Raw genomic sequence first — 20,173 nt, 5'->3', positions numbered from 1 at the left:
CGCTGGTGCTGACCGCGGGGTGTTCCTCGGGCGGCGGCTCCGGCGACGCGGCGGGCGTCGGGGGGACGCCACCGGCCTCCGGCTCCTCCCCCGCCGCCGCGCGCCCGTCCGGCTCCCCGTCCGCCTCGCCCGCCCTGCCGCCCGCGAAGGGCTCGGTGAAGGTGGTGTCGACGCTCACCGAGGGCCTGGAGTCGCCCTGGGGGCTGGCGGAGCTGCCGGACGGCGATCTGCTGGTCTCCTCCCGCGACAAGGGCACGATCACCCGGATCGACGGGAAGACCGGCAAGAAGACCCTGCTGGGCGCGGTCCCCGGGGTGTCGCCCGGCGGTGAGGGCGGACTGCTGGGGATCGCCGTCTCCCCCACGTACGGCGCGGACCATCTGGTGTACGCCTACTTCACGACCGAGTCAGACAACCGCATCGCCCGGATGCAGTACGACGAGAACGGCACGGTGCCCGGCCGGCTGCTGGGCGCGCCGGACACGATCCTGCGCGGCATCCCCAAGGGGGCGATCCACAACGGCGGGCGGATCGCCTTCGGCCCGGACCACATGCTGTACGCGGGCACCGGGGAGACGGGCGACAAGGGCCTCGCGCAGGACAAGACGTCGCTGGCCGGCAAGATCCTGCGGATGACCCCGGACGGGCAGCCGCTGCACGGCAACCCGGCGGCCGACTCCGTGGTGTATTCGTACGGGCACCGCAATGTGCAGGGGCTGGCCTGGGACGGGCAGAAGCAGCTGTGGGTGTCCGAATTCGGGCAGGACACCTGGGACGAGCTGAACCGGATCGAGCCGGGCGGGAACTACGGCTGGCCGGAGGCCGAGGGCAAGGCGGGGAAGAAGGGGTTCATCGATCCCGTGGCACAGTGGAAGACGTCCGAGGCCTCCCCGAGCGGGATCGCCTTCGTCAAGGGTTCGATCTGGATGGCGGGCCTGCGCGGTGAGCGGCTCTGGCGGATCCCGCTGTCCGGCAGGGGTGACAGGGAACCTCTGGCGGCCCCGCAGTCGTTCCTCCAAGGGAAGTACGGCCGTCTGCGTACCGTGCTCGCCGCGGGCGGCGACAAGCTCTGGCTGGTCACGAGCAATACGGACACCCGTGGCACCCCGAAGCCGGGAGACGACAGGATCCTGCTGCTGGCGGTGCGGTAGCGGCTACAGCAGGCGAAAGGGCGTGCGGTCGGTGTTCAACTTCTTCGAGGAGCTCTTCGCGCCGGGCCGCAAGCACACCGCCGACGAGCAGAAGCGGCTGGAGCTGACCCGGGTGGATCTCGGCGTCGGTGACCCCGGGCGCGGGCCGATAGATCTGGCCTCCGGAAAGGTGGTCGTCAGGGCGTCCGGCACGGCCGCGGCCCAGGGATCCGACCAGGACCCGGCCCCCGAGGCGGACCGGGACACGGACGCGGACGCCCCGGACGCTCGGGCCTGAGCGGGCGGGGCGGGTTCGGCGCCGGACCGGGTCCCGGTCAGGAGTCGCTCCCGGCGGGGTACAGGCGGAGCCGGTGGGCGAGGGCGGCCGCCTCGCCGCGGCTGGAGACGCCGAGCTTGGCGAGAATGCTGGACACGTGCACGCTCGCGGTCTTGGGCGAGATGTAGAGCTCCTCGGCGATCCTGCGGTTGGTGTGGCCCGCGGCGACCAGCCGGTGCACATCCTGTTCCCGTCGTGTCAGTTTGAAGGACTCCACCGCGGCCGCGGCCGCCTCGCGCAGGCGGTCCTCGGTGCGCTCCCGGTCCGCGGCCTCGTCGCCGGTGCCGTCCTGGGCGGGGACGGTGACGGCGGCCGGGATCTCGGGTGCGGCGGCGCGGTCCGGGTCGGTGAGGACGATGCGGGCGCGGCCGGCCAGCAGCTCGATGGTCTCGGTCAGCGGGCGCGCGCCGAGCCGCACGGTGGTGCGGTGGGCCTCGCGCAGCAGGGTGGTGACCGCGGGCCGGTCGCCCGAGGCGATGAGGAGGGCCTCGGCCCAGCGGTGCTGGATCTGGGCCAGCTCGTACGGGCGGTGCAGGGGCGCGAAGGCGGCTGCTGCGCGGGACCAGTGACCGGGGGTGTCCCGGCCCTCGGCCCTGGCCAGCTCGGCATCGATCAGGAGACCGTGGGCGGCCCAGACGGGGACGAGCATCGGCAGCCCCTTCAGGTGGGCGCGGATGCCGGCGAGAATCGCCGGCCGGCCGGGATCGGCGGCGGGCAGGCCCCTGGCGTCGGCCTCGGCGGCGGCGGTGACCTGGAGCAGCGGCAGGGCGTACCGCTGGGTGCCGGGCGGGAAACCCTGCTCCGACCGGGCCTCGAACTCGGCCCGTGCCTCGGCGAGCCGGCCCTGCTGTGCGGCGAGGGCGATGGCATGGCGCGCGGGGGCGATGACGTGCTGCGGCTGCGGGTCCCGGGAGCCGAAGAAGCGTCGGGTCAGGGCGAGTTGCAGCTCGGCCTCGGCCAGGTCGCCCCGGACCAGGGCGAGTTCGGTGCGGCGTGAGGCCACCAGGCCCTGCGCCTTGCCGGAATGGGCGACGCGGGCCGCCGCGTCGGTGGTGGCCCGGCTCTCGTCCCAGTGCCCCAGGGAGAACAGCGACGTCGCCTGGTTGCAGCGGACCCATGCCTCCATGTCGGCGATGCCGTGGCTGCGGCTGATCCCGATGCCGTGGTCCGCGGCGGCCACGGCCTCCAGGGAGCGGCCCATGGATTCGAGGGTGGAGGGGAGGTTGATGCCGGCCCGGCTCATGATGCCGACCAGGTGCAGTTCGTCGGCGCGGTCGCGGACGGCGTACATCTCGGCGATGCCTTCGTCGACACCGCCCGCCTCGGCGGTGAGCCAGCCGCGGGTGAGCCGGGCGTGCAGCTCGATGTACTCGTCGCCGACGAGCCTGGCGTACTCCACCGCCCGGTCGGCGGCGAGCAGTGTCTCGGCGCCGGGGCGGTGCAGGGCGCCCCAGCCCGCCACGCTCATCAGGACATCGGCGTGCACGGCGGACGGCGGCAGTCCGCGGACGAGCTCCTGGGCGGTGGTCAGTTCCTCGCGGCCGTCGCCGCGGGTGAGGTCCTGCATCAGCCGGGAGCGCTGGACCCAGAACCAGGCGGCGCGCAACGGATCGTCCTCGCCCTCCAGGACCCGCGTGGCCTTCTTGGCGATGGCCAGGGCGCGTTCGCGTTCCCCGCCGAACCGGGCGGCGACGGTGGCCTCGGCCATCAGGTCGAGGTAGCGCAGCGGGGTGGTCTCAAGGTCGCAGCCGCAGGCCGGGTAGCTCTCGGCGTAGTCAATGGGCCGCAGGGTGCGGCGTACGTCGTCGGGGGCGTCGTCCCACAGCCCCATCGCCCGTTCCAGCAGGCGGAGTTGTTCGGCGAACGCGTAGCGGCGGCGGGCCTCGACGGAGGCCTTCAGCACGGCGGGCAGGGCCTTGGCGGCATCGTGCGCGCCGTACCAGTAGCTGGCGAGGCGGGTGGCGCGTTCTCCGTCGCGGACGAGGGTGGGGTCGGCCTCCAGGGCCTGGGCGTAGCGCCGGTTGAGCCGGGAGCGCTCGCCGGGCAGCAGGTCGTCGCTGACGGCCTCGCGGACCAGGGAGTGCCGGAAGCGGTAGCCGTTGCCCTCCGGGGTGGTGAGCAGCAGGTTGGCGCCGACGGCCGCCCGCAGTGCCCCGATGAGTTCGTCCTCGGTCAGCCGGGCGACCGCGGCCAGCAGTTCGTACTCGACGGTGGAGCCGCCCTCGGCGACGATCCGGGCGATCTTCTGGGCGTCGTCGGGGAGGGCCTCGACGCGTACGAGCAGGAGGTCGCGCAGCGAGTCGGAGAGCCGGGAGTGGTCGCCGCTCTCCAGGCTGCAGGCGAGTTCCTCGACGAAGAAGGCGTTGCCGTCGGAGCGTTCGAAGATCTCGTCCACCAGGGCGGCCTCGGGGGTGGCGGCGAGGATGCCGGTGAGCTGGCGGCGGACCTCGGCGCGGTTGAAGCGCGCGAGTTCGATCCGGCGGACGGTGCGCAGCCGGTCCAGTTCGGCGAGGAGGGGGCGCAGGGGGTGGCGGCGGTGGATGTCGTCGGAGCGGTAGGTGCCGATCACGACGAGGCGGCCGTTGCGCACGGTGCGGAAGAGATAGGCGAGGAGGTGGCGGGTGGAGGCATCGGCCCAGTGCAGGTCTTCGAGGACGAGGACGACGGCGCGCTCGGCGGAGATGCGTTCCAGGAGTCTGGCGGTGAGTTCGAAGAGGCGGGCGGTGCTGTGCTCGTCGGTCGCGTCCCGGTCGGCCTCGCCGAGTTCGGGCAGCAGCCGGGCCAGCTCGCCCTCCTGCCCGGCGCAGGCCGCGGCGACCTCGTCGGGCAGGGTGCGGCGCAGGGCCCGCAGCGCGGTGGAGAACGGGGCGTAGGGCAGGCCGTCGGCACCGACCTCGACACAGCCGCCGACCGCGACGACCGCGTCACGGCGCACCGCCGTCGCGAGGAATTCCTCGACGAGCCGGGTCTTGCCGACCCCTGCTTCGCCACCGATGAGCAGCGCCTGCGGCTCGCCCGGACCGTCGGCCCCGTCCGAGCCGCCGGCGCCCTGGGTGCCGGCGCGGGCGAGCGCGTCGACGAGCGAGGCGAACTCACCCTCGCGGCCGACGAACACGGGACTGACGGACCTGGTCTCCACGTCGCCGAGCATCGCATACGGTTCCGGCCGCGCGGTCCCCGGATCCGGGCCGTCGGACATCGGCCCAGCAGGCATCGGACCGTCGGACATCGGCCCGGCGGGCATCGGTCCAGCAAGCATCGGCCCAGCGGACGCCGGCCCGGCGGGCACCGGCCCGGCGGGCACCGGCCCGGCGGGCACCGGCCCGCTGGGCGTCGCCTCGACGGATGCCGGTCGACCGGACACCGGGCGCCGGCGCGCGGCCTTCACGCGGCGTGGACGAATCGCTCCCGGTCCGTACTCACCGACCCCTCGGCCTCCTTGCGCCCGGAGTGCCGGCGGCCCTGCGGGCATCCCGCCGGGCGCGACCGGCCTCCAGGACGAGCCGCTCCTGCTCGGCCCGGCGGTGGAGTTCGGTGATGTGCAGCTTGTGGAGTTCGAACGCATACATGTGCTTCTCCCGGAGGACGACGGCCCGTTGGGGCCTGATGGGGGCGGCAGTGCTTCTGCCGTGCCCCCACTGTCGTCCCCCAGGGGGTGTCGCCACATCGGGCAGGATCCGCATCTTCACGGGGCGGGGTGCCCTAGCCCGGTGCGGGCACTGCCGCATACGGGGCGGGGCCGCTCGGGCGGATGCCTTAGAGCGCCTTCCGAAGCTCCTGCCCGCTGCGTACCCGCCCGTGTCCGCCGGCCGTTGTGCTCAGTTCGCGGCGACCGTGGTCGGCAGCGGCACGATGAGGTCGAAGTACATGCCGGCGGAGAGCACCAGGCCGAGGACACCGAGCGCGATGCCGGCGGTCGCGACGGCGCGCACCCAGCCGGGCTGCGGGTGCGCGGAGGGTGCGCCGAAGGCCGGGCGGACCAGGGCGAAGATTCCGACCAGCAGGGCGAGCAGGGCGAAGAGTCCGTTGACCAGTGCGGTGGAGTGCCAGGCGTCGCCGTAGATCTCGGAGATCTGCTGGGCCGCGGTGCCGCCGCCCGAGGTCTTGATCTGGCCGATCAGGGTCTCGCGCTCGGCAGCGACCTTGCCGGTCCAGGACCCGGTGAGCGCGACGACCCCGAGGGCGGCCGCGGCCACGGCAGCGGCGGCCGCGCCGAGGCCGGAAAGCTCCTTGCCGGAGTCGTCGAGGCCGTCCGGCTCCAGGTCCTCCGTCTCCGCGACTGCTTCCCCGGATGTGTCGGCACCCTCGTCCGAGTCGTACGCGGCGTCCTCGGTCGCGGCGTCCTTGCTCATGGTCTCCTCGGCATCGGATGCCGAGGGGGCAGTGTGGTCGGTGGGGTTCGCGGAAGTCGTGGGGTTCATGTTCCGCACGCTAGGCGGCCCGGATGAGAGCCCCCTTAACGACCGCCCGGCCGGCGGGTGGGCACCCGTCGGCCGGGGATCCGGGGCCGTTGCCGTCTGGACTCAGCCCGCTCCGTCGAACGAGTCCTGGAGCCGGGGGATGTAGTCGGCGAGCGCGGGGGCCCAGCAGCCGTAGTTGTGGCCGCCGTCGCAGGTGGGCGCCAGCGCCGACCCGTCGCCGTAGTCGACGAGGCGGCTGGGGAGTCCGAGCTGGTCCAGGCGGGTCTTGACGTTCTTGGCGGCGATCTGGGTGAAGTGGTCGATCAGACCCTGGCTGCCGGTGTAGAGCGTGACCTCGGCCCCGGCGAGCTTGGCCAGGTTGGTCGTGGCGGCCGGGTCGACCGCCTTCCAGATCCGATCCGCGTTCAGGACCGGATAGGGGGAGCCGAAGATCGCGTCGCTGTCGACGGTGGGACCGTAACCGGTGCACTGGCCGGTCCCGGAGGGGGTGGAGGTGCTCACGGCGCACCATGCGCCCGTGACGTTGAGTTCCGTGGCCAGGACCGCGCCGCGGACCTCCGCCATGCCGAAGTCGATGCCGCCGGACAGGGAGGCGACATGGCCGAAGAGATCGGGGCGGGCCTCGCCGTAGTGCAGGGCGCCGAACCCGCCCATGGACAGGCCGACGACGGCCCGGTGGCGCTTGTCGGCGATGGTGCGCAGGTTGGCGTCGATGAAGGGCACGACCTGCTCCAGGTGGAAGGTCTCCCAGTTCGCCGCGCCCACGGCGGTGTTCTGCATGACCCAGTCGGCGAACCAGCCCTTCAGGCCGGCGTCCGGCACGACGGTGATCATCGAGTCCGAGCGCAGCGCCGGGGCGGCAGCGGCGTCGTCCACGGTTCCGCCCCCGCCGTGCAGGAAGTACGTCACCGGCCAGCGCTTCTCGGGGTCGGTGCGGTAGCCGCTGGGCAGGAAAACGCGGATCTTGTGCGGCCCTGCCACCTGCCGGGTGGTCACGGTGATCGTGAAGTCGGTGTCCGAGCGCACTTCGGTGCCCCCGGCGACCTGGGTCAGGCCGAACCCGTCGGACAGCACCGGAGGGGCGGAGCCCTCGGCGTGCGCGAGCGGGGCCACGAGTGTCGCGGTCACGGTCAGCGCGGCGGCGGTGACAGCCGTCCGCGTCCGTGTCCGCCAGGCGGTCAGCAGTGTTCTCATCGGGTGTCCTCTCCGAGAGCGGGCGGCTCTCGCGGTGGTCGAGGGTCGTCGCGGTGGTCGAGAGCCGGGCGCGCGGCCGGACGGTGTCACCGACCGGGCCGCGCGCCCGGCCGGGGCGTGTCACCGACCGGGCCGCGCGGGGTGAGCCCTTCGGGCCGCTGTGCTCAGAGCGCGCAGAACGCGTCCGTCATGGCCTTGTTCGTGTGGGTCTGCCCCGGCGTACCGCCGAGCAGATGGAACTCGTTGTTCGCGTGCATCACCTGCTCGGTGCCGTCCTCGCTGCTCAGCCACTCGCTGAAGTAGCCGAGCACCGCCCCGTTGTGTCCCCAGGCCCACTTCCCGCAGGACAGCTTCATGTGCTCGATGCCCAGCCCGTAGCCGATGTCGGCGGTCACGGGGACGGTGGTCTTGAGCTCGGTCATCTGCGCAGGCGCCAGGAGCCTTCCGGTCAGCAGCGCCCGGGAGAACGCGGCCAGGTCGTCCATGGTCGACACCATGGCACCGGCGCTCCCGGTGACCTGCACGTTGGAGACCGTGCCGTCGTCGATGAGGATCGCCCGGATCACGTAGCCGTGGAGGTAGTTGCCGTAGAGCGCGGGGTCGTCGGTGGGGAAGCTGGTGTCGCGCAGACCGAGCGGCTCGATGATGCGTCGTTGGACCTCCGCGGCCGGTTCCGAGCCGGTGACGGCCTTGATCACCATGCCCGCGAGCACGTAGTTGGTGTTCGAGTAGCCGAACTTCTCCCCCGGCGCGCTCGTCGGCGCGCGCAGCGCGAGGCCGACGTCGACCAGGGTCTGCGGCGGCAGGACCTCCCTCGGGTTGGTGTTGAGGAAGTACGGCCCGTTGATCCGCACGGCACTGAGGTAGTCGGGCAGGCCCGAGGTGTGGTTGAGCAGCTGACGGATCGTGATCCTGGCGCCGTCGTAGCCGTTGGCGGCGACCGCTCCCGGCAGCCATCGGGCGACGGTGTCGTCCAGCGAGAGCCGCTTCTCGCCCTCCAGTTGGAGCAGCACGGTGGAGATGAACGCCTTGGTGTTGCTGCCGATCCGGAACTTCGCCTTCGGGTCCGCGGGTACCTTGGTCGCGCGGTTGCCGACACCCGCGTGCACGTACTGGGCGGTGTCGCCCTGCCGGACCATGCCGATCACGCCCGGGTACCCGTCGGCAATCCCCTGCTGGGCCCCGGCCTGCAGGATGTCGGCCGGGGCCTGGGCTGCGGTCGAGGAGCCGGTGGCCGGAGCGGCGGTCGCCGGGCCGACACCGGTCATCAGCAGGCAGGCCGCGGTGGCCACCGGCAGCAGCCAGCGCCGGTGCCCCCGCACCCGCGAGGAGCGTCGGGCCGCGCCACCGGTGCCCTGGTTCGCCGTGCCGGCCTCGATGCCTGCTCCGGAATCGTCGCGCATGCTCATTTTATTTCCTGTCCCTTTCGGTCGGTCGGTCATTCCGGCTGTCTGGTGGGTTCGGCCGCGCCTCAGCGTTGGCACGCGGCCGCGATGATCAGCAAAAGGACGAGAATTCCCGCCACTTGGAGGCAGCCGATGCCGCCTTGCGGGTTCTTCCGATTGGTCTCCACATGGCCACCGGCGAGAATTCCCGGGTGCTGCTTGGTGTAGTGCTCCAGTTGGCGTTGCGCGCCCTCGGACTCGGCGAGCCACGGCGTCTTGAATCCGCATTCGCCGCACCAGAATCGGTAGGCCATGTCAACTCCTCATGAGTCGTAGCAGGAGAAAGTCATGAGAGGCGATCAGGTCCGATGCCGGAGCCGGTCCGGCCTCCATGGACGCCATCTGCTTCCCGGATGCCCGGCGGGGTGCGCCGCCCCGTGTCGGCGCACCCCGCCGGGCACCACCGATCGTGGTGTTCGCGCCATTCCGCGAACAGGACAGACGACCGGCCATATATGACCGGTCGTCACCGGTAGGGTCGTCGCGACCGCGCTCGGTGGTGGAGGGATGTCGAAGTGGCGGATCAGCTCGGCACTTTGTTGCGTCGGCTGCGTAATCGGTCGGGTCTGACGCAGGAGCAGCTGGAGGCACGGTCCGGGGTGAGTGTGCGTACGATCCGCAGACTGGAGAACGGCAGATCCAGCGATCACCGGCTGGGTACGGTGAACCTGCTGGCGGACGCGCTGGAGGCCGGGCCCGAGGACCGTCAGCGGCTCGCCGCCACGCTCGCGAAGTCGAAGGCCGAACCGGCCGGCGCACCCGCGCGCGTACCCGAATCCACGCCGCCCGCTGCCGTACCCGTACCTGCGCAGAATTCCGGGAAGAATTCCGGGAAGAATCTCGGGCCGAATGTCCGTCCCGCCCTCGCCACCTCACCCGTTCACGGCGAACTTGTCACCGCCGCCACCGAATTGGCCCGGGAAATCAGGCGCCGCTGGCAGCGCGAAGAGGAACACCGCCGGGTGCACGACCCTTTCCCGCTTCCGGTGCGCTGGCAGGATGCCCCTGAATCGCTGACCGACCATTCGGAGAACATTCAGCGTTTGCCGCCGGGAGCGACGCCGGACCGAATGGACCTGAGCGGCGATCTGGGCAGTGTGGCCGAGGTCTACCGGCGGATCGGGTCCGGGCGCCTCGTGGTCCTCGGCCGGGCCGGATCCGGCAAATCGATCCTGACGATCAGGTTCGTCCTGGACCAGCTGGAGGCCCGGGAGCCGCACGACCGGGTACCGGTGATCTTCAGCCTCGGGTCCTGGGACCCCACGGCCATCGCGCTGCGGGACTGGCTGATCGACCGGCTGGTGCGCGACCACCCGCATCTCACCCGCAGGGCCCCCGACGGGTCGACGCTGGCCGCCGCCCTGGTCGACGCCGATCTCGTACTGCCGGTCCTGGACGGGTTCGACGAGATCGCGGAAGGTCTGCGGCGCGCGGCGCTGGAGGTGCTCAATTCCACCTCGCTCCCGCTCGTCCTGACCAGTCGGCGCGGCGAGTACGCCGAGGCCGTCCAGGAGGCCGGTGCCCCGCTGGTCTGGGCCGCCGGTCTCGAACTGACCGATCTCACCCTCGACGACCTCGCCGCCTATCTGCCCCGGACGGCCCGCCCGGTCCCCCGCGGCGACGGCGGGAGCGCGGCGGTCTGGACCCCCGTACTGGACCGGCTGCGCACCCGGGAGAGCGGGGCGGCCACCCCCCTGGCCAAGGTTCTGAGCACCCCGCTCATGATCATCCTGGCGCGGACGATGTACAGCGCGGCGCCCGACAGGAACCCGGCGGAGCTGCTGGACGCCGAGCGCTTCCCCGACGAGAACTCCCTCGAAGAGCATCTGCTGGCGGGCTTCGTGCCGACGGTCTACCGGCGTCGCGTCGCCGAGCGGAGCGCCACCCGTCGCCGGGAGCGGCACCGCGATCCGGAGCGCGCCGAGCGCTGGCTCGGCTATCTCGCCCACCATCTGGCCCGGCTCGACGGCGACCAGCAGGACCTCGCATGGTGGCGGATCGGTGATTCGCTGCGGCTGTCCACGCGGCTGCTGTCGGTGGTGGTGTCCTCGGCGCTCTGCGTCGCGCTCGCCGTGTGGTTCGTCAACCTGATCAACCTGCCGTTCCCGGTCGGCGAGGCCCTCCTGTTGGGCGGTTCGATGGGGACGGTCGCCGGTCTCGCCTTCGGATGCGTCCACGCGATCCTGGTCCGGTTCGGCACCACGGCCTTCGAACCCGCCCATGTGCGGCTGCGGCTGCCCGGCGCGGGCACCGGCGTCGGCCGCAGACCGGTGCGTACGTTCGTCGCCCGATTCGGCACCGTTCTGCTGGGCGGATTCGTGATGGGCGTCGGATGCGCCTGTGCCCTCGCCCTCCGGCGCTGGCTGTACTACGGAATCCCGCTCGCGAACGAGCTGGTGATCAAGGGAACCCTCATCAACATGCTGGTCCTCGGCCTGATCTTCGGTGCGGGCGCCGGACTCGTCTTCGGGATCATGGCCGCGCTCGAAGCGCCGCTGGACGTCGCCTCCGCGGCCACCCCGGCCGGTCTGCTGGCCTCGAACCGCGCGACGGTGGTCCGGCAGGTTCTCGTACTGGTACCGATGCTCACCCTGGTGATCGCGGTCGGCGGGCACCTGATCACCGACCTGCTCGACGGAATCCTCGGAACGCTGATCTGGAACGCGGCGGACGGGCTCGTCATCGGTGCCATCGGCGGGCTCGGCGGCACGTGCTCGTACGCGCTCTCGTTCACCGCCTGGGGACGGTGGCTGGTCCTGTCGCGCGTATGGCTGCCCCTGACGGGCAAGCTGCCGTGGGACACGGTGGCCTTCCTGGACGACGCCTACCGCCGGGGCGTGCTGCGCCAGACCGGCGCGGTGTACCAGTTCCGCCACATCCGGCTCCAGCACCACCTCGCCCGCACGTACCGCGAGCACCAGAGCAGGTACGCGCCGGCCAGGTTCGGCCCCGGAACCTAAGGGCGGATCCGAGTCGTGCCGCTCACCGCGGTACAGGTAGTTCTCGTGCGGCCTCCGCCGCCTGTGGGATCTTCGCGTGCGGCAGCCCGGATCCGGATTCGGGCGGCTCGATGCTGATCCGTGGCAGCCACCGGTCCAGCCGGCGCGGCAGCCACCAGTTCGCCCCGCCCAGCAGGTGCATCAGCGCGGGGACCAGCAACGTACGGAGGACGAAGGCGTCCAGGGCGACGGCCGCGGCGAGCGCGATGCCGAACATGGCGATGACCCGGTCGCCGCTGAGGACGAACGCGAGAAAGACCGAAATCATGATCACGGCCGCCGAGTTGATCACCCGGCCGGTCTCGGCGAGGCCCACCCGGACGGCCCGCCGGTTGTCGCCGGTCTCCAGCCACTCCTCGTACATTCGCCCCACCAGGAACACCTGGTAGTCCATGGACAGCCCGAAGAGCACGGACACCATGATCACCGGCAGGAAGGGTTCGATGGGCCCCGCGCTGCCCAGCCCCAGCAGCTCGCTCCCCCATCCCCACTGGAAGATCGCTACGACGACTCCGAACGAGGAGGCGACGGCGGCCACGTTCATCGCCGCGGCCTTCAGCGGAATGCCGATCGACCGGAAGGCCAGCAGCAGAAGCAGACAGCCGAGCCCAATGACCACTCCGACGAAGAGCGGGAGCTTGCCGATGATGATCCGGGCGAAGTCGTCGTAACTGGCGGTCACTCCCCCGACATGGGCCTGGAGCGAGGTGTGCTGCGCGGCCTGCGGCAGCACGTCGGTGCGCAGCCGCTCGACGAGCTCGCTGGTCTGCCGGGACTGCGGCGACGACTTCGGTACGACGGTGACGAAGGCCGTGTCGCCGCCGCTGTTGTACGTGACCGGGCCGACCGAGGCCACGCCTTCGGTGGACCGCAGCGTGGCGGGCAGGCCGTCCATCGCGAGCCGGTCGTCCGCGCCGTCCAGCTGCGCGGCGATCGTCAGCGGCCCGTTGACGCCGGGGCCGAATCCGTCGGCCAGCAGGTCGTATGCCTGCCGGGTGGTCGACGAGGAGGGGTTGTTGCCCTGGTCGGAGGTGCCCAGATGCAGCGAGAAGGTGGGCAGCGCCAGTACCAGCATCACCACGGCGGCCAGTGCCCCGAGCAGCTTGGGGTGGCGTTCGACGAAGGCGGACCAGCGGGCGGCGAAGCCCGTGGGCAATTCGGGCTGCGGGCCGTGCTCGGCGAGCCGTCTGCGCTCGCGCCGGCTCAGCGCCCGCGCACCGATGAAGGACAGCAGGGCGGGGAGCAGGGTCACGGAGGCGGCCACGGTCAGGATGACGGTGAGCGAGGCGGCGATCGCCACACCGTTGAGGAAGCCGAGCCGCAGCATCAGCATGCCGAGCAGGGCGATGCAGACGGTGGCCCCGGCGAAGACCACGGCGCGGCCGGTCGTCGCGACGGCGTTCTGCGCGGCCTCGGTGACCGACAGGCCCCGGCGCAGCCCTCTGCGGTGTCTGGTGACGATGAACAGCGCGTAGTCGATGCCCACGCCGAGCCCGATCAGCATGCCGAGCATGGGGGCGAAGTCGGCGACGGTCATCACATGGCCGAGCAGCACGGTGCCCGCGTACGCGGTGCCGACGGAGACGAGCGCGGTGGCGATGGGCAGCATGCTGGCTGCGAACGAGCCGAAGGCGAGGAACAGGACGACCGCCGCGACGACGACCCCGATGGCCTCGCTGAGGTGGGCGGAGGGCGCTTCGGTGAGGGCGACGGCCGGGCCGCCCAGTTCCACCTGGAGATGATCGGCGTCGGCCGCCTTCGCGGTGTCGACGACGGCCTTGGCCTGCTGCACCGGGATGTCCTCGACCGGCTGGTCGAAGGTGATCGTGGCATAGGCGGTGTGTCCGTCGCCGCTGATCTGTGCGGTGCCGGCCGCCCCGTACGGCCCGGTGACCGCGCCGACCCCGGGCAGTTCCTCGACCGCGTGCAGGGTCCGGGTCATCGTCTGCCGGACATCGGCGGCCCGCACGGTGGAGTCGGAGGTGTGCCAGACGATGGTGTCGGTGTCACCGCCGAGATCCGTGAAGCCGCCCTTGAGCAGCTCGGTGGCCCGGCCGGACTCCGTGCCGGGCACCTCGTAGTCGTTGGAGTACGCGGAACCCGCGAAGCCCGCCGCGGTGGCCGCGCCGCCGAGGGCGAGCAGCCAGCCGAGGACGGCGATGAGACGGTGCCTGATGCACCAGCGGGCGATGGCGGCCAACGGACGTGCTCCCTGCTGGTTCGTGGTCCTTTGCCGGTACAAAGCATGAATTACCTGCAAAGAACGCATGACCTGAGAACCGTCACTCTGGCAGTCGAACGTGATCCTTTGTCTCTTTCGTGGCCTTATTCACAGTGGCTTCGGGGGGATTCACAGTGGCTTCGGACGGGGCGCCGCGCCGTTCGACGACAGCGGCGCCCCACCGCCCGGACCGGGGTCAGCCCGAGACGCTCGCCCGGCCGTTCTCGATGTGCCCCATCAGCCGGCGCCGGAAGGCGTCGTCCCCGTCGATGGTGACGGCCAGGTCGTACCAGCCGTGCGCGTCGGCCGCCGAGTGCACCACGGTACGGCTGCGGCCCGGCTTGACCTTGACGGTCCTGGTCCAGTCCCGCAGGTCCGCCTCGTCGACGTAGCCCAGCGGCCGCACGGTGAAGGTGAGCGTCGTCCGGCCCGTGTTGCGCAGCGTGAGGTGCAGGTCGCGCTCATGGGCGTCGACCCGCGACGCGACCTCGGCCCCGGCCGATGCGCCGTCCTTCGCAGGCCCGGCGAACTCGCGGCGGAAGCCGTTCGGCCCGGTCACCGTGAACCGGTACGCCGCGCCGGAGACGGGCACCGTCCACTGCGCCGTGCCCTTCACGTCCCGGTGCTGCGGTACGGGGAACTCACCCGCGTACGGATACAGCGCAAAGTGCGCCGACGAGCGCCCCGTGTTGCTGAGCGCCACCTGCACCGCGCCGTCCACCACCTTCGCCTGCGCGTCCGGCTGGTACGGCAGCGCGCGGGCCGGGCGCGCGCCGGGCTCCTGCACGGGCATGTGCTGTACGAGCGGCGGCTTCGGCGACCAGCGGCCGCTGAACGGCGGAATGGCGCCCGGCTGTTCCACCTCGGGCCGGCGCCGCCCGCGCGAGAAGTCGAAGGCCGAGGTCAGATCGCCGGTGACGGTGCGCCGCCAGTCGCCGATGTTCGGCTCCTCCACTCCGGTCCAGCGCTCCAGGAAACGGATCACCGAGGTGTGGTCGAAGACCTCGGAGCAGACGTAGCCGCCGATGGTCCACGGCGACACGACGAGCATCGGCACCCGTATGCCGAGACCGGTGGGCTTGCCCTCCCACTGCTCCTCGGTCACCTCGGGCGACGCGACCGGCGGCGGGACATGGTCGAAGAAGCCGTCGTTCTCGTCGTAGTTGATGAAGACCGCGGTGTGCCGCCACACATCGGGGTGCTTGCCCAGCGCGTCCAGGACCTTGTAGACGATCGTCGCGCTGTGGATCGGCGAGGAGACGCTCGGGTGCTCGGAGTCGACGGCGGAGGGCACCAGGTAGGAGACCTCCGGCAGGGTGCCCTCCGCCACGTCCTTGGCGAACTCGTCGGCCAGCGTTCCGGTCTCCACCCGGCGCAGCGCCCGCTCGAAGAGGCTGCGCTCGGCCTTGTCCAGAGTGGCGACGCCCTCCTCCAGCAGACCGAACAGCCGCTCCCGCTCCGTTGCGTCCGCGTCCCGCACCGCGGCGTAGAACGACTCCATGTACGTGTGCCCGCCGGTCTTCGCCAGTGCCTTGCGGGCGATCGCCTTGAAGGTGGCGAAGAACTCGATCTGGTTGTCGGTGAAGTTCTCCCACTCGGTGTACGTGCGCCAGCTGCGCCCGGCCTTCTCCAGCCGCTCCGCGTACGTGCCCCAGTCGTAGCCGGGGTGGGTGCCCTCGTTGTACGCGTCGTTGCCGACGGCCCGCTTGCCGTTGGGTTCGTTGCCCGTCTTCCCGCTCCACAGGTGGTTGCGGTTGGGGCTGGTGGAGGTGTGGATGGAGGAGTGGTAGGCGTCGCAGACCGTGAAGGTGTCGGCCAGTTCGTAGTGCAGCGGGATGTCGCGGCGGTCGTAGTACGCCATGGTGGCAGCCGTTTTCGCGGTCACCCAGCCGTTCATCCACCCGCCGGCCCACGCCTTGCCGCCACCGCTCCAGGAGTGGTCGAGCGCGCCGATGTACTGGAGGTCCTTCTTCTGCGTCTCGGCGGCGTCGCGCACCGGGAACGGCAGCACGGAGGCGCTCAGCGGTGCGGGCTGCTCGAAGACCGGCTTGCCCGAGGGCAGCTCGACGGCGTTGCGGTCACCGAAGCCGCGAACGCCCCGGAGCGTCCCGAAGTAGTGGTCAAAGGAACGGTTCTCCTGCATCAGGATCACCACATGCTTGATGGCTCCGAGCCCGTCACGGCCGCCGGACCCCGCCGTGTGCGCCGACTCCGCGGCGATCGCGGCCTGCAGCGACGGCGGCAGCAGCGACCCCGCCGCCGCGGCGCCCAGCGCACCGCCGCCGAGCGCGAAGAGCCGTCGCCGTGAAATGTCCGTGGTCAAGTGAGCCTCCCGAGTCCTGTCGTACAGCCGGGAAGCTAATCAAGCCGGGTGGCGCGCGGAAGGACTTCGCACGGCTCGGCGGTGAACGTCCAACAGTTCGTACGGGAAAGTCCAAGGGGCGGCACACCCGGCTCACAGGTGCGCCGCCCCTCGGTGGACGTGCGGAAGCCGCCCGGCCGTACGGGACTGCCGGGCGGCTTCGGGATCAGCCCTCGATGCCGAGCTTCTCCAGGATCAGCTCGCGCACCCGGGCCGCGTCCGCCTGGCCCCGGGTGGCCTTCATGACCGCGCCGACGAGCGCGCCCGCCGCCGCGACCTTTCCGCCGCGGATCTTGTCCGCGATGGCCGCGTTGGACGCGATGGCCTCGTCGACGGCCGTGGACAGCGCGCCCTCGTCGGAGACGACCTTCAGGCCGCGCTTCTCGACGACGGCGTCCGGGTCGCCCTCGCCCGCGAGAACGCCCTCGATGACCTGGCGGGCCAGCTTGTCGTTGAGGTCGCCCGAGGCGACGAGCTCGGCCACCCTGGCGACCTGCGCCGGGGTGATCGGCAGCTCGTCGAGGCCGCGGCCGGTCTCGTTGGCGTTACGGGCCAGCTCGCCCATCCACCACTTGCGGGCCTGGTCCGAGGGGGCACCCGCGTCGGTCGTGGCGACGATCAGGTCGACCGCGCCGGCGTTGAGGATGGACTGCATGTCGTGCTCGGAGACGCCCCACTCCTCCTTGAGCCGCGCCCGGCGCAGCCGCGGCAGCTCGGGGAGGCCCTTGCGGAGCTCCTCGACCCACTCGCGGGCCGGGGCGACCGGCACCAGGTCGGGCTCGGGGAAGTAGCGGTAGTCCTCGGCGTTGTCCTTGATGCGGCCGGCCGTGGTGGAGCCGTCCTCCTCGTGGAAGTGCCGGGTCTCCTGCACGATCGTGCCGCCGGAGGACAGCACGGCCGCGTGGCGCTGGATCTCGAAGCGGGCGGCACGCTCGACGGAACGCAGCGAGTTCACGTTCTTCGTCTCGGAGCGGGTACCGAACGTCTCGGTGCCGTTGGGGCGCAGCGACAGGTTGACGTCGCAGCGCATCTGGCCCATCTCCATGCGGGCCTCCGAGACGCCGAGCGCCTTGATGAGCTCGCGGAGCTCGGCGACGTACGCCTTGGCGACCTCGGGGGCCCGTGCGCCCGCGCCCTCGATCGGCTTGGTGACGATCTCGATGAGCGGGATGCCGGCACGGTTGTAGTCGAGCAGGGAGTGGGACGCGCCCTGGATACGGCCGGTGGCTCCGCCGACGTGGGTCGACTTTCCGGTGTCCTCCTCCATGTGGGCACGCTCGATCTGCACCCGGAAGATCTCCCCGTCCTCCAACTGGACGTCCAGATAGCCGTTGTAGGCGATCGGCTCGTCGTACTGGGAGGTCTGGAAGTTCTTCGGCATGTCCGGATAGAAGTAGTTCTTCCGGGCGAAGCGGCACCACTCGGCGATCTCGCAGTTCAGCGCGAGGCCGATCTTGATGGCGGACTCGACGCCGATCTCGTTGACGACCGGCAGGGCGCCGGGCAGGCCGAGACAGACCGGGCAGGTCTGTGAGTTGGCGTCCTGCTTGAGCTCGGTGGAGCAGCCGCAGAACATCTTGGTCTTGGTGCCGAGCTCGACATGGACCTCAAGGCCCATGACGGGGTCGTAGGACGCGAGCGCGTCCTCGTACGACACCAGGTCGGTGACAGTCACGGTGAAACTTCCCTCTCAGCCCAGCAGTACGTCGTCATCGCCGAGGCGCTTGAGTTCGCGCAGCAGCAGGGCGACACCCGTGGCGATGGCGGCGGCGGAGACGACGGCGTCGATCAGTCGGAGCGTGTCGTGCTCATGGCGTGCCTTCTTGGCCTGCTTGAGCACGCTGATCGCCCCGAATGCGGTGGTGCCGATGGACAGGTACGTACCGGTCTTGGACTTCTTGAAGCCCTTGGCCTTGGTCAGTGCGCTCACAACGACGGAGCCTCCTCCAGCAGCGGGTGTCCCCACTTTTCCACGAAGGCGGCCTCGACAGCGGCTCCGACCTTGTAGAGACGGTCGTCCTTCATGGCGGGGGCGATGATCTGCAGTCCGACCGGCAGGCCGTCCTCGGGGGCCAGGCCGCAGGGCAGCGACATGGCGGAGTTGCCCGCGAGGTTGGTCGGGATGGTGCACAGGTCCGCGAGGTACATCGCCATCGGGTCGTCGGCACGCTCGCCGATCGGGAAGGCGGTGGTGGGCGTCGTCGGGGAGACGATTACATCGACCTGCTCGAAGGCCTTCTCGAAGTCCTGCGTGATGAGGGTGCGGACCTTCTGCGCCGAGCCGTAGTACGCGTCGTAGTAGCCGGAGCTGAGTGCGTACGTACCGAGGATGACGCGGCGCTTGACCTCGTCGCCGAAGCCGGCCTCGCGGGTGAGCGCGGTGACGTCCTCGGCGGACTTCGTGCCGTCGTCACCGACGCGCAGCCCGTAACGCATGGCGTCGAAGCGGGCCAGGTTGGAGGAGCACTCGGACGGCGCGATCAGGTAGTACGCCGACAGCGCCAGGTCGAAGGACGGGCAGTCCAGCTCGACGATCGTGGCGCCGAGCGACTTCAGCAGCTCGACCGACTCGTTGAAGCGCTGGACGACACCGGCCTGGTAGCCCTCACCGGCGAACTGCTTCACGACACCGACGCGCATGCCCTCGACGCTGCCGTTGCGCGCGGCCTCGACGACCGGCGGGACGGGGGCGTCGATGGACGTGGAGTCCATCGGGTCGTGCCCGGCGATCGCCTCGTGCAGCAGGGCCGCGTCCAGGACGGTACGGGCGCAGGGCCCGCCCTGGTCCAGGGAGCTGGAGAAGGCCACCATGCCGTAGCGGGAGACGCCGCCGTAGGTGGGCTTGACGCCGACGGTGCCGGTGACGGCGGCGGGCTGGCGGATGGAGCCGCCGGTGTCCGTGCCGATGGCGAGCGGGGCCTCGTACGACGCGAGCGCGGCCGAGGAGCCGCCGCCGGAGCCGCCCGGGATGCGGGTGAGGTCCCACGGGTTGCCGGTCGGGCCGTAGGCGCTGTTCTCGGTGGAGGACCCCATGGCGAACTCGTCCATGTTGGTCTTGCCGAGGATGACGACGTCGGCGGCCTTCAGCTTCTTGGTGAGGGTCGCGTCGTACGGCGGGATCCAGCCTTCGAGGATCTTGGAGCCGACGGTGGTCGGCATGTCCTCGGTGGTGAAGATGTCCTTCAGCGCGAGCGGGACACCGGCCAGCGGGCCGAGCTTCTCACCGGCCGCCTTCTTGGCGTCGACGGCGCGGGCCTGCGCGAGCGCGCCCTCGCGGTCGATGTGCAGGAAGGCGTGGACCTTCTCGTCGACCGCGTCGATCCGGGCCAGGTGCGCCTCGGTGACCTGGACGGCCGTGAGCTCGCCGGAGGAGATCTTCGCGGCGATCTCGGCGGCGGTGAGCTTGATGATGGTGCTGTTGTCCGTCATGGCTGTTAGTCCTCCCCCAGGATCTGCGGCACCTTGAAACGCTGCTGCTCCTGGGCCGGGGCGCCGGAGAGCGCCTGCTCGGGGGTGAGCGACGGACGGACCTCGTCCGCGCGCATGACGTTGGTCAGCGGCAGCGGGTGGGAGGTCGGCGGTACGTCTTGGTCGGCGACCTCGGAGACGCGGGCGACCGCGCCGATGATGTCGTCGAGCTGACCGGCGAAGTGATCGAGCTCTTCGCCCTTCAGCTCCAGACGCGCCAGCCGGGCGAGGTGGGCGACCTCCTCGCGCGTGATGCCAGGCATGCAGCGATCCTCAGGGGTTGGTGTGTGGTTTTGGCCCAATCCTATGGTGTCGCCCGCCACCACTCCCGCCACCCGGGCGAACACCCTGGTCGGACCCGGTTTTCAGACTCCCTGGGCCGTTCCCGGCCTGCTCCCGCCCGTGAGACCGCGAACCGTTCCCGGCCTGCTCCCGCCCGTGGGGACGGAGCGGCCGCCGGGCCATTCGCGGGGGGGGGCGGGGCGGCCGCCGGACCGCGCCGCCGGTGGCCACCGGTGGCTCAGGTCGTCGCGGGCCGCGATTTGACCGCCCGCCCGGACGGCCGCTGCTCCAGCTCCGACGGTGCACCGGCCGCG

At 71.3% G+C, this 20,173-nt stretch carries 15 protein-coding genes; 3 read left to right on the top strand and 12 right to left on the bottom strand.

Going from position 1 to position 20,173, the window contains the following annotated elements; genetic code table 11:
- Window positions 1-2 precede the first annotated feature (2 nt).
- Window positions 3-1,151 carry a PQQ-dependent sugar dehydrogenase gene (locus tag ABZY11_RS32935; protein WP_356482665.1) on the top strand — a complete coding sequence of 383 codons (1,149 nt, stop codon included), beginning with the start codon at window positions 3-5 and terminating at the stop codon, window positions 1,149-1,151.
- Window positions 1,152-1,173: 22 nt separating this feature from the next.
- Window positions 1,174-1,428, top strand: coding sequence for a DUF6191 domain-containing protein (locus tag ABZY11_RS32930; RefSeq protein ID WP_356482664.1), 255 nt, complete (start codon window positions 1,174-1,176; stop codon window positions 1,426-1,428).
- A gap of 37 nt (window positions 1,429-1,465) precedes the next feature.
- Here ABZY11_RS32930 and ABZY11_RS32925 read toward each other — a convergent pair whose 3' ends face one another.
- From ABZY11_RS32925 to ABZY11_RS32900, 6 genes are all read right to left on the bottom strand, one after another.
- Window positions 1,466-4,618 (bottom strand): AAA family ATPase, encoded by a 3,153-nt coding sequence (locus ABZY11_RS32925; RefSeq protein WP_356482666.1) that lies wholly within the window; start codon window positions 4,616-4,618, stop codon window positions 1,466-1,468.
- Between the two features lie 268 nt (window positions 4,619-4,886).
- Window positions 4,887-5,036 (bottom strand): hypothetical protein, encoded by a 150-nt coding sequence (locus ABZY11_RS32920; RefSeq protein ID WP_356482663.1) that lies wholly within the window; start codon window positions 5,034-5,036, stop codon window positions 4,887-4,889.
- Window positions 5,037-5,285: 249 nt separating this feature from the next.
- Complete coding sequence (locus ABZY11_RS32915) at window positions 5,286-5,897, bottom strand: hypothetical protein (protein ID WP_356482662.1); 612 nt, start codon at window positions 5,895-5,897, stop codon at window positions 5,286-5,288.
- Window positions 5,898-5,990: 93 nt separating this feature from the next.
- Window positions 5,991-7,082 carry an alpha/beta hydrolase-fold protein gene (locus ABZY11_RS32910; protein ID WP_356482661.1) on the bottom strand — a complete coding sequence of 364 codons (1,092 nt, stop codon included), beginning with the start codon at window positions 7,080-7,082 and terminating at the stop codon, window positions 5,991-5,993.
- A 164-nt stretch (window positions 7,083-7,246) separates the two neighbouring features.
- Window positions 7,247-8,491, bottom strand: coding sequence for a serine hydrolase domain-containing protein (locus ABZY11_RS32905; protein WP_356482660.1), 1,245 nt, complete (start codon window positions 8,489-8,491; stop codon window positions 7,247-7,249).
- 62 nt (window positions 8,492-8,553) lie between these two features.
- Window positions 8,554-8,781 (bottom strand): hypothetical protein, encoded by a 228-nt coding sequence (locus ABZY11_RS32900; RefSeq protein WP_356482659.1) that lies wholly within the window; start codon window positions 8,779-8,781, stop codon window positions 8,554-8,556.
- Between the two features lie 261 nt (window positions 8,782-9,042).
- Here ABZY11_RS32900 and ABZY11_RS32895 point away from each other — a divergent pair, with 261 nt between their 5' ends.
- Window positions 9,043-11,487, top strand: a complete 2,445-nt coding sequence (locus ABZY11_RS32895) for a helix-turn-helix domain-containing protein (protein ID WP_356482658.1) — start codon at window positions 9,043-9,045, stop codon at window positions 11,485-11,487.
- Window positions 11,488-11,509: 22 nt separating this feature from the next.
- On the opposite strand, the gene ABZY11_RS32890 is transcribed toward ABZY11_RS32895, so the two are convergent.
- The 6 genes from ABZY11_RS32890 to gatC form a co-directional block, all read right to left on the bottom strand.
- Window positions 11,510-13,726: an MMPL family transporter gene (locus tag ABZY11_RS32890; RefSeq protein ID WP_356482657.1), complete on the bottom strand. Its 2,217-nt coding sequence runs from the start codon at window positions 13,724-13,726 to the stop codon at window positions 11,510-11,512.
- A gap of 217 nt (window positions 13,727-13,943) precedes the next feature.
- Complete coding sequence (locus ABZY11_RS32885; RefSeq protein ID WP_356482656.1) at window positions 13,944-16,070, bottom strand: phosphocholine-specific phospholipase C; 2,127 nt, start codon at window positions 16,068-16,070, stop codon at window positions 13,944-13,946.
- 205 nt (window positions 16,071-16,275) lie between these two features.
- Window positions 16,276-17,784: an Asp-tRNA(Asn)/Glu-tRNA(Gln) amidotransferase subunit GatB gene (gene gatB, locus ABZY11_RS32880; protein ID WP_356482655.1), complete on the bottom strand. Its 1,509-nt coding sequence runs from the start codon at window positions 17,782-17,784 to the stop codon at window positions 16,276-16,278.
- 15 nt (window positions 17,785-17,799) lie between these two features.
- On the bottom strand, window positions 17,800-18,039 hold the full coding sequence (locus ABZY11_RS32875) for a hypothetical protein (RefSeq protein WP_356482654.1): 240 nt from the start codon (window positions 18,037-18,039) through the stop codon (window positions 17,800-17,802).
- On the bottom strand, window positions 18,036-19,538 hold the full coding sequence (gene gatA / locus ABZY11_RS32870; protein ID WP_356482653.1) for an Asp-tRNA(Asn)/Glu-tRNA(Gln) amidotransferase subunit GatA: 1,503 nt from the start codon (window positions 19,536-19,538) through the stop codon (window positions 18,036-18,038). The genes ABZY11_RS32875 and gatA overlap by 4 nt, the downstream gene beginning before the upstream one ends.
- Window positions 19,539-19,543: 5 nt before the next feature.
- Complete coding sequence (gene gatC, locus ABZY11_RS32865; RefSeq protein ID WP_015036350.1) at window positions 19,544-19,840, bottom strand: Asp-tRNA(Asn)/Glu-tRNA(Gln) amidotransferase subunit GatC; 297 nt, start codon at window positions 19,838-19,840, stop codon at window positions 19,544-19,546.
- Between the last annotated feature and the right edge of the window lie 333 nt (window positions 19,841-20,173).

It is taken from the genome of Streptomyces sp. NPDC006510, from assembly GCF_040611955.1.
GTDB lineage: Bacteria > Actinomycetota > Actinomycetes > Streptomycetales > Streptomycetaceae > Streptomyces.
The sequence above is the reverse complement of the archived record's forward strand: the minus strand, read 5'-3'. Positions and strand labels throughout refer to the sequence as shown.

Coding starts and splice junctions, on each gene's coding strand:
- ABZY11_RS32925 (WP_356482666.1), bottom strand. CDS start 4,618: ATGCTCGGCGACGTGGAGACCAGGTCCGTCAGTCCCGTGTTCGTCGGC.
- ABZY11_RS32920 (WP_356482663.1), bottom strand. CDS start 5,036: ATGTATGCGTTCGAACTCCACAAGCTGCACATCACCGAACTCCACCGC.
- ABZY11_RS32910 (WP_356482661.1), bottom strand. CDS start 7,082: ATGAGAACACTGCTGACCGCCTGGCGGACACGGACGCGGACGGCTGTC.
- ABZY11_RS32905 (WP_356482660.1), bottom strand. CDS start 8,491: ATGAGCATGCGCGACGATTCCGGAGCAGGCATCGAGGCCGGCACGGCG.
- ABZY11_RS32900 (WP_356482659.1), bottom strand. CDS start 8,781: ATGGCCTACCGATTCTGGTGCGGCGAATGCGGATTCAAGACGCCGTGG.
- gatA (WP_356482653.1), bottom strand. CDS start 19,538: ATGACGGACAACAGCACCATCATCAAGCTCACCGCCGCCGAGATCGCC.
- gatC (WP_015036350.1), bottom strand. CDS start 19,840: ATGCCTGGCATCACGCGCGAGGAGGTCGCCCACCTCGCCCGGCTGGCG.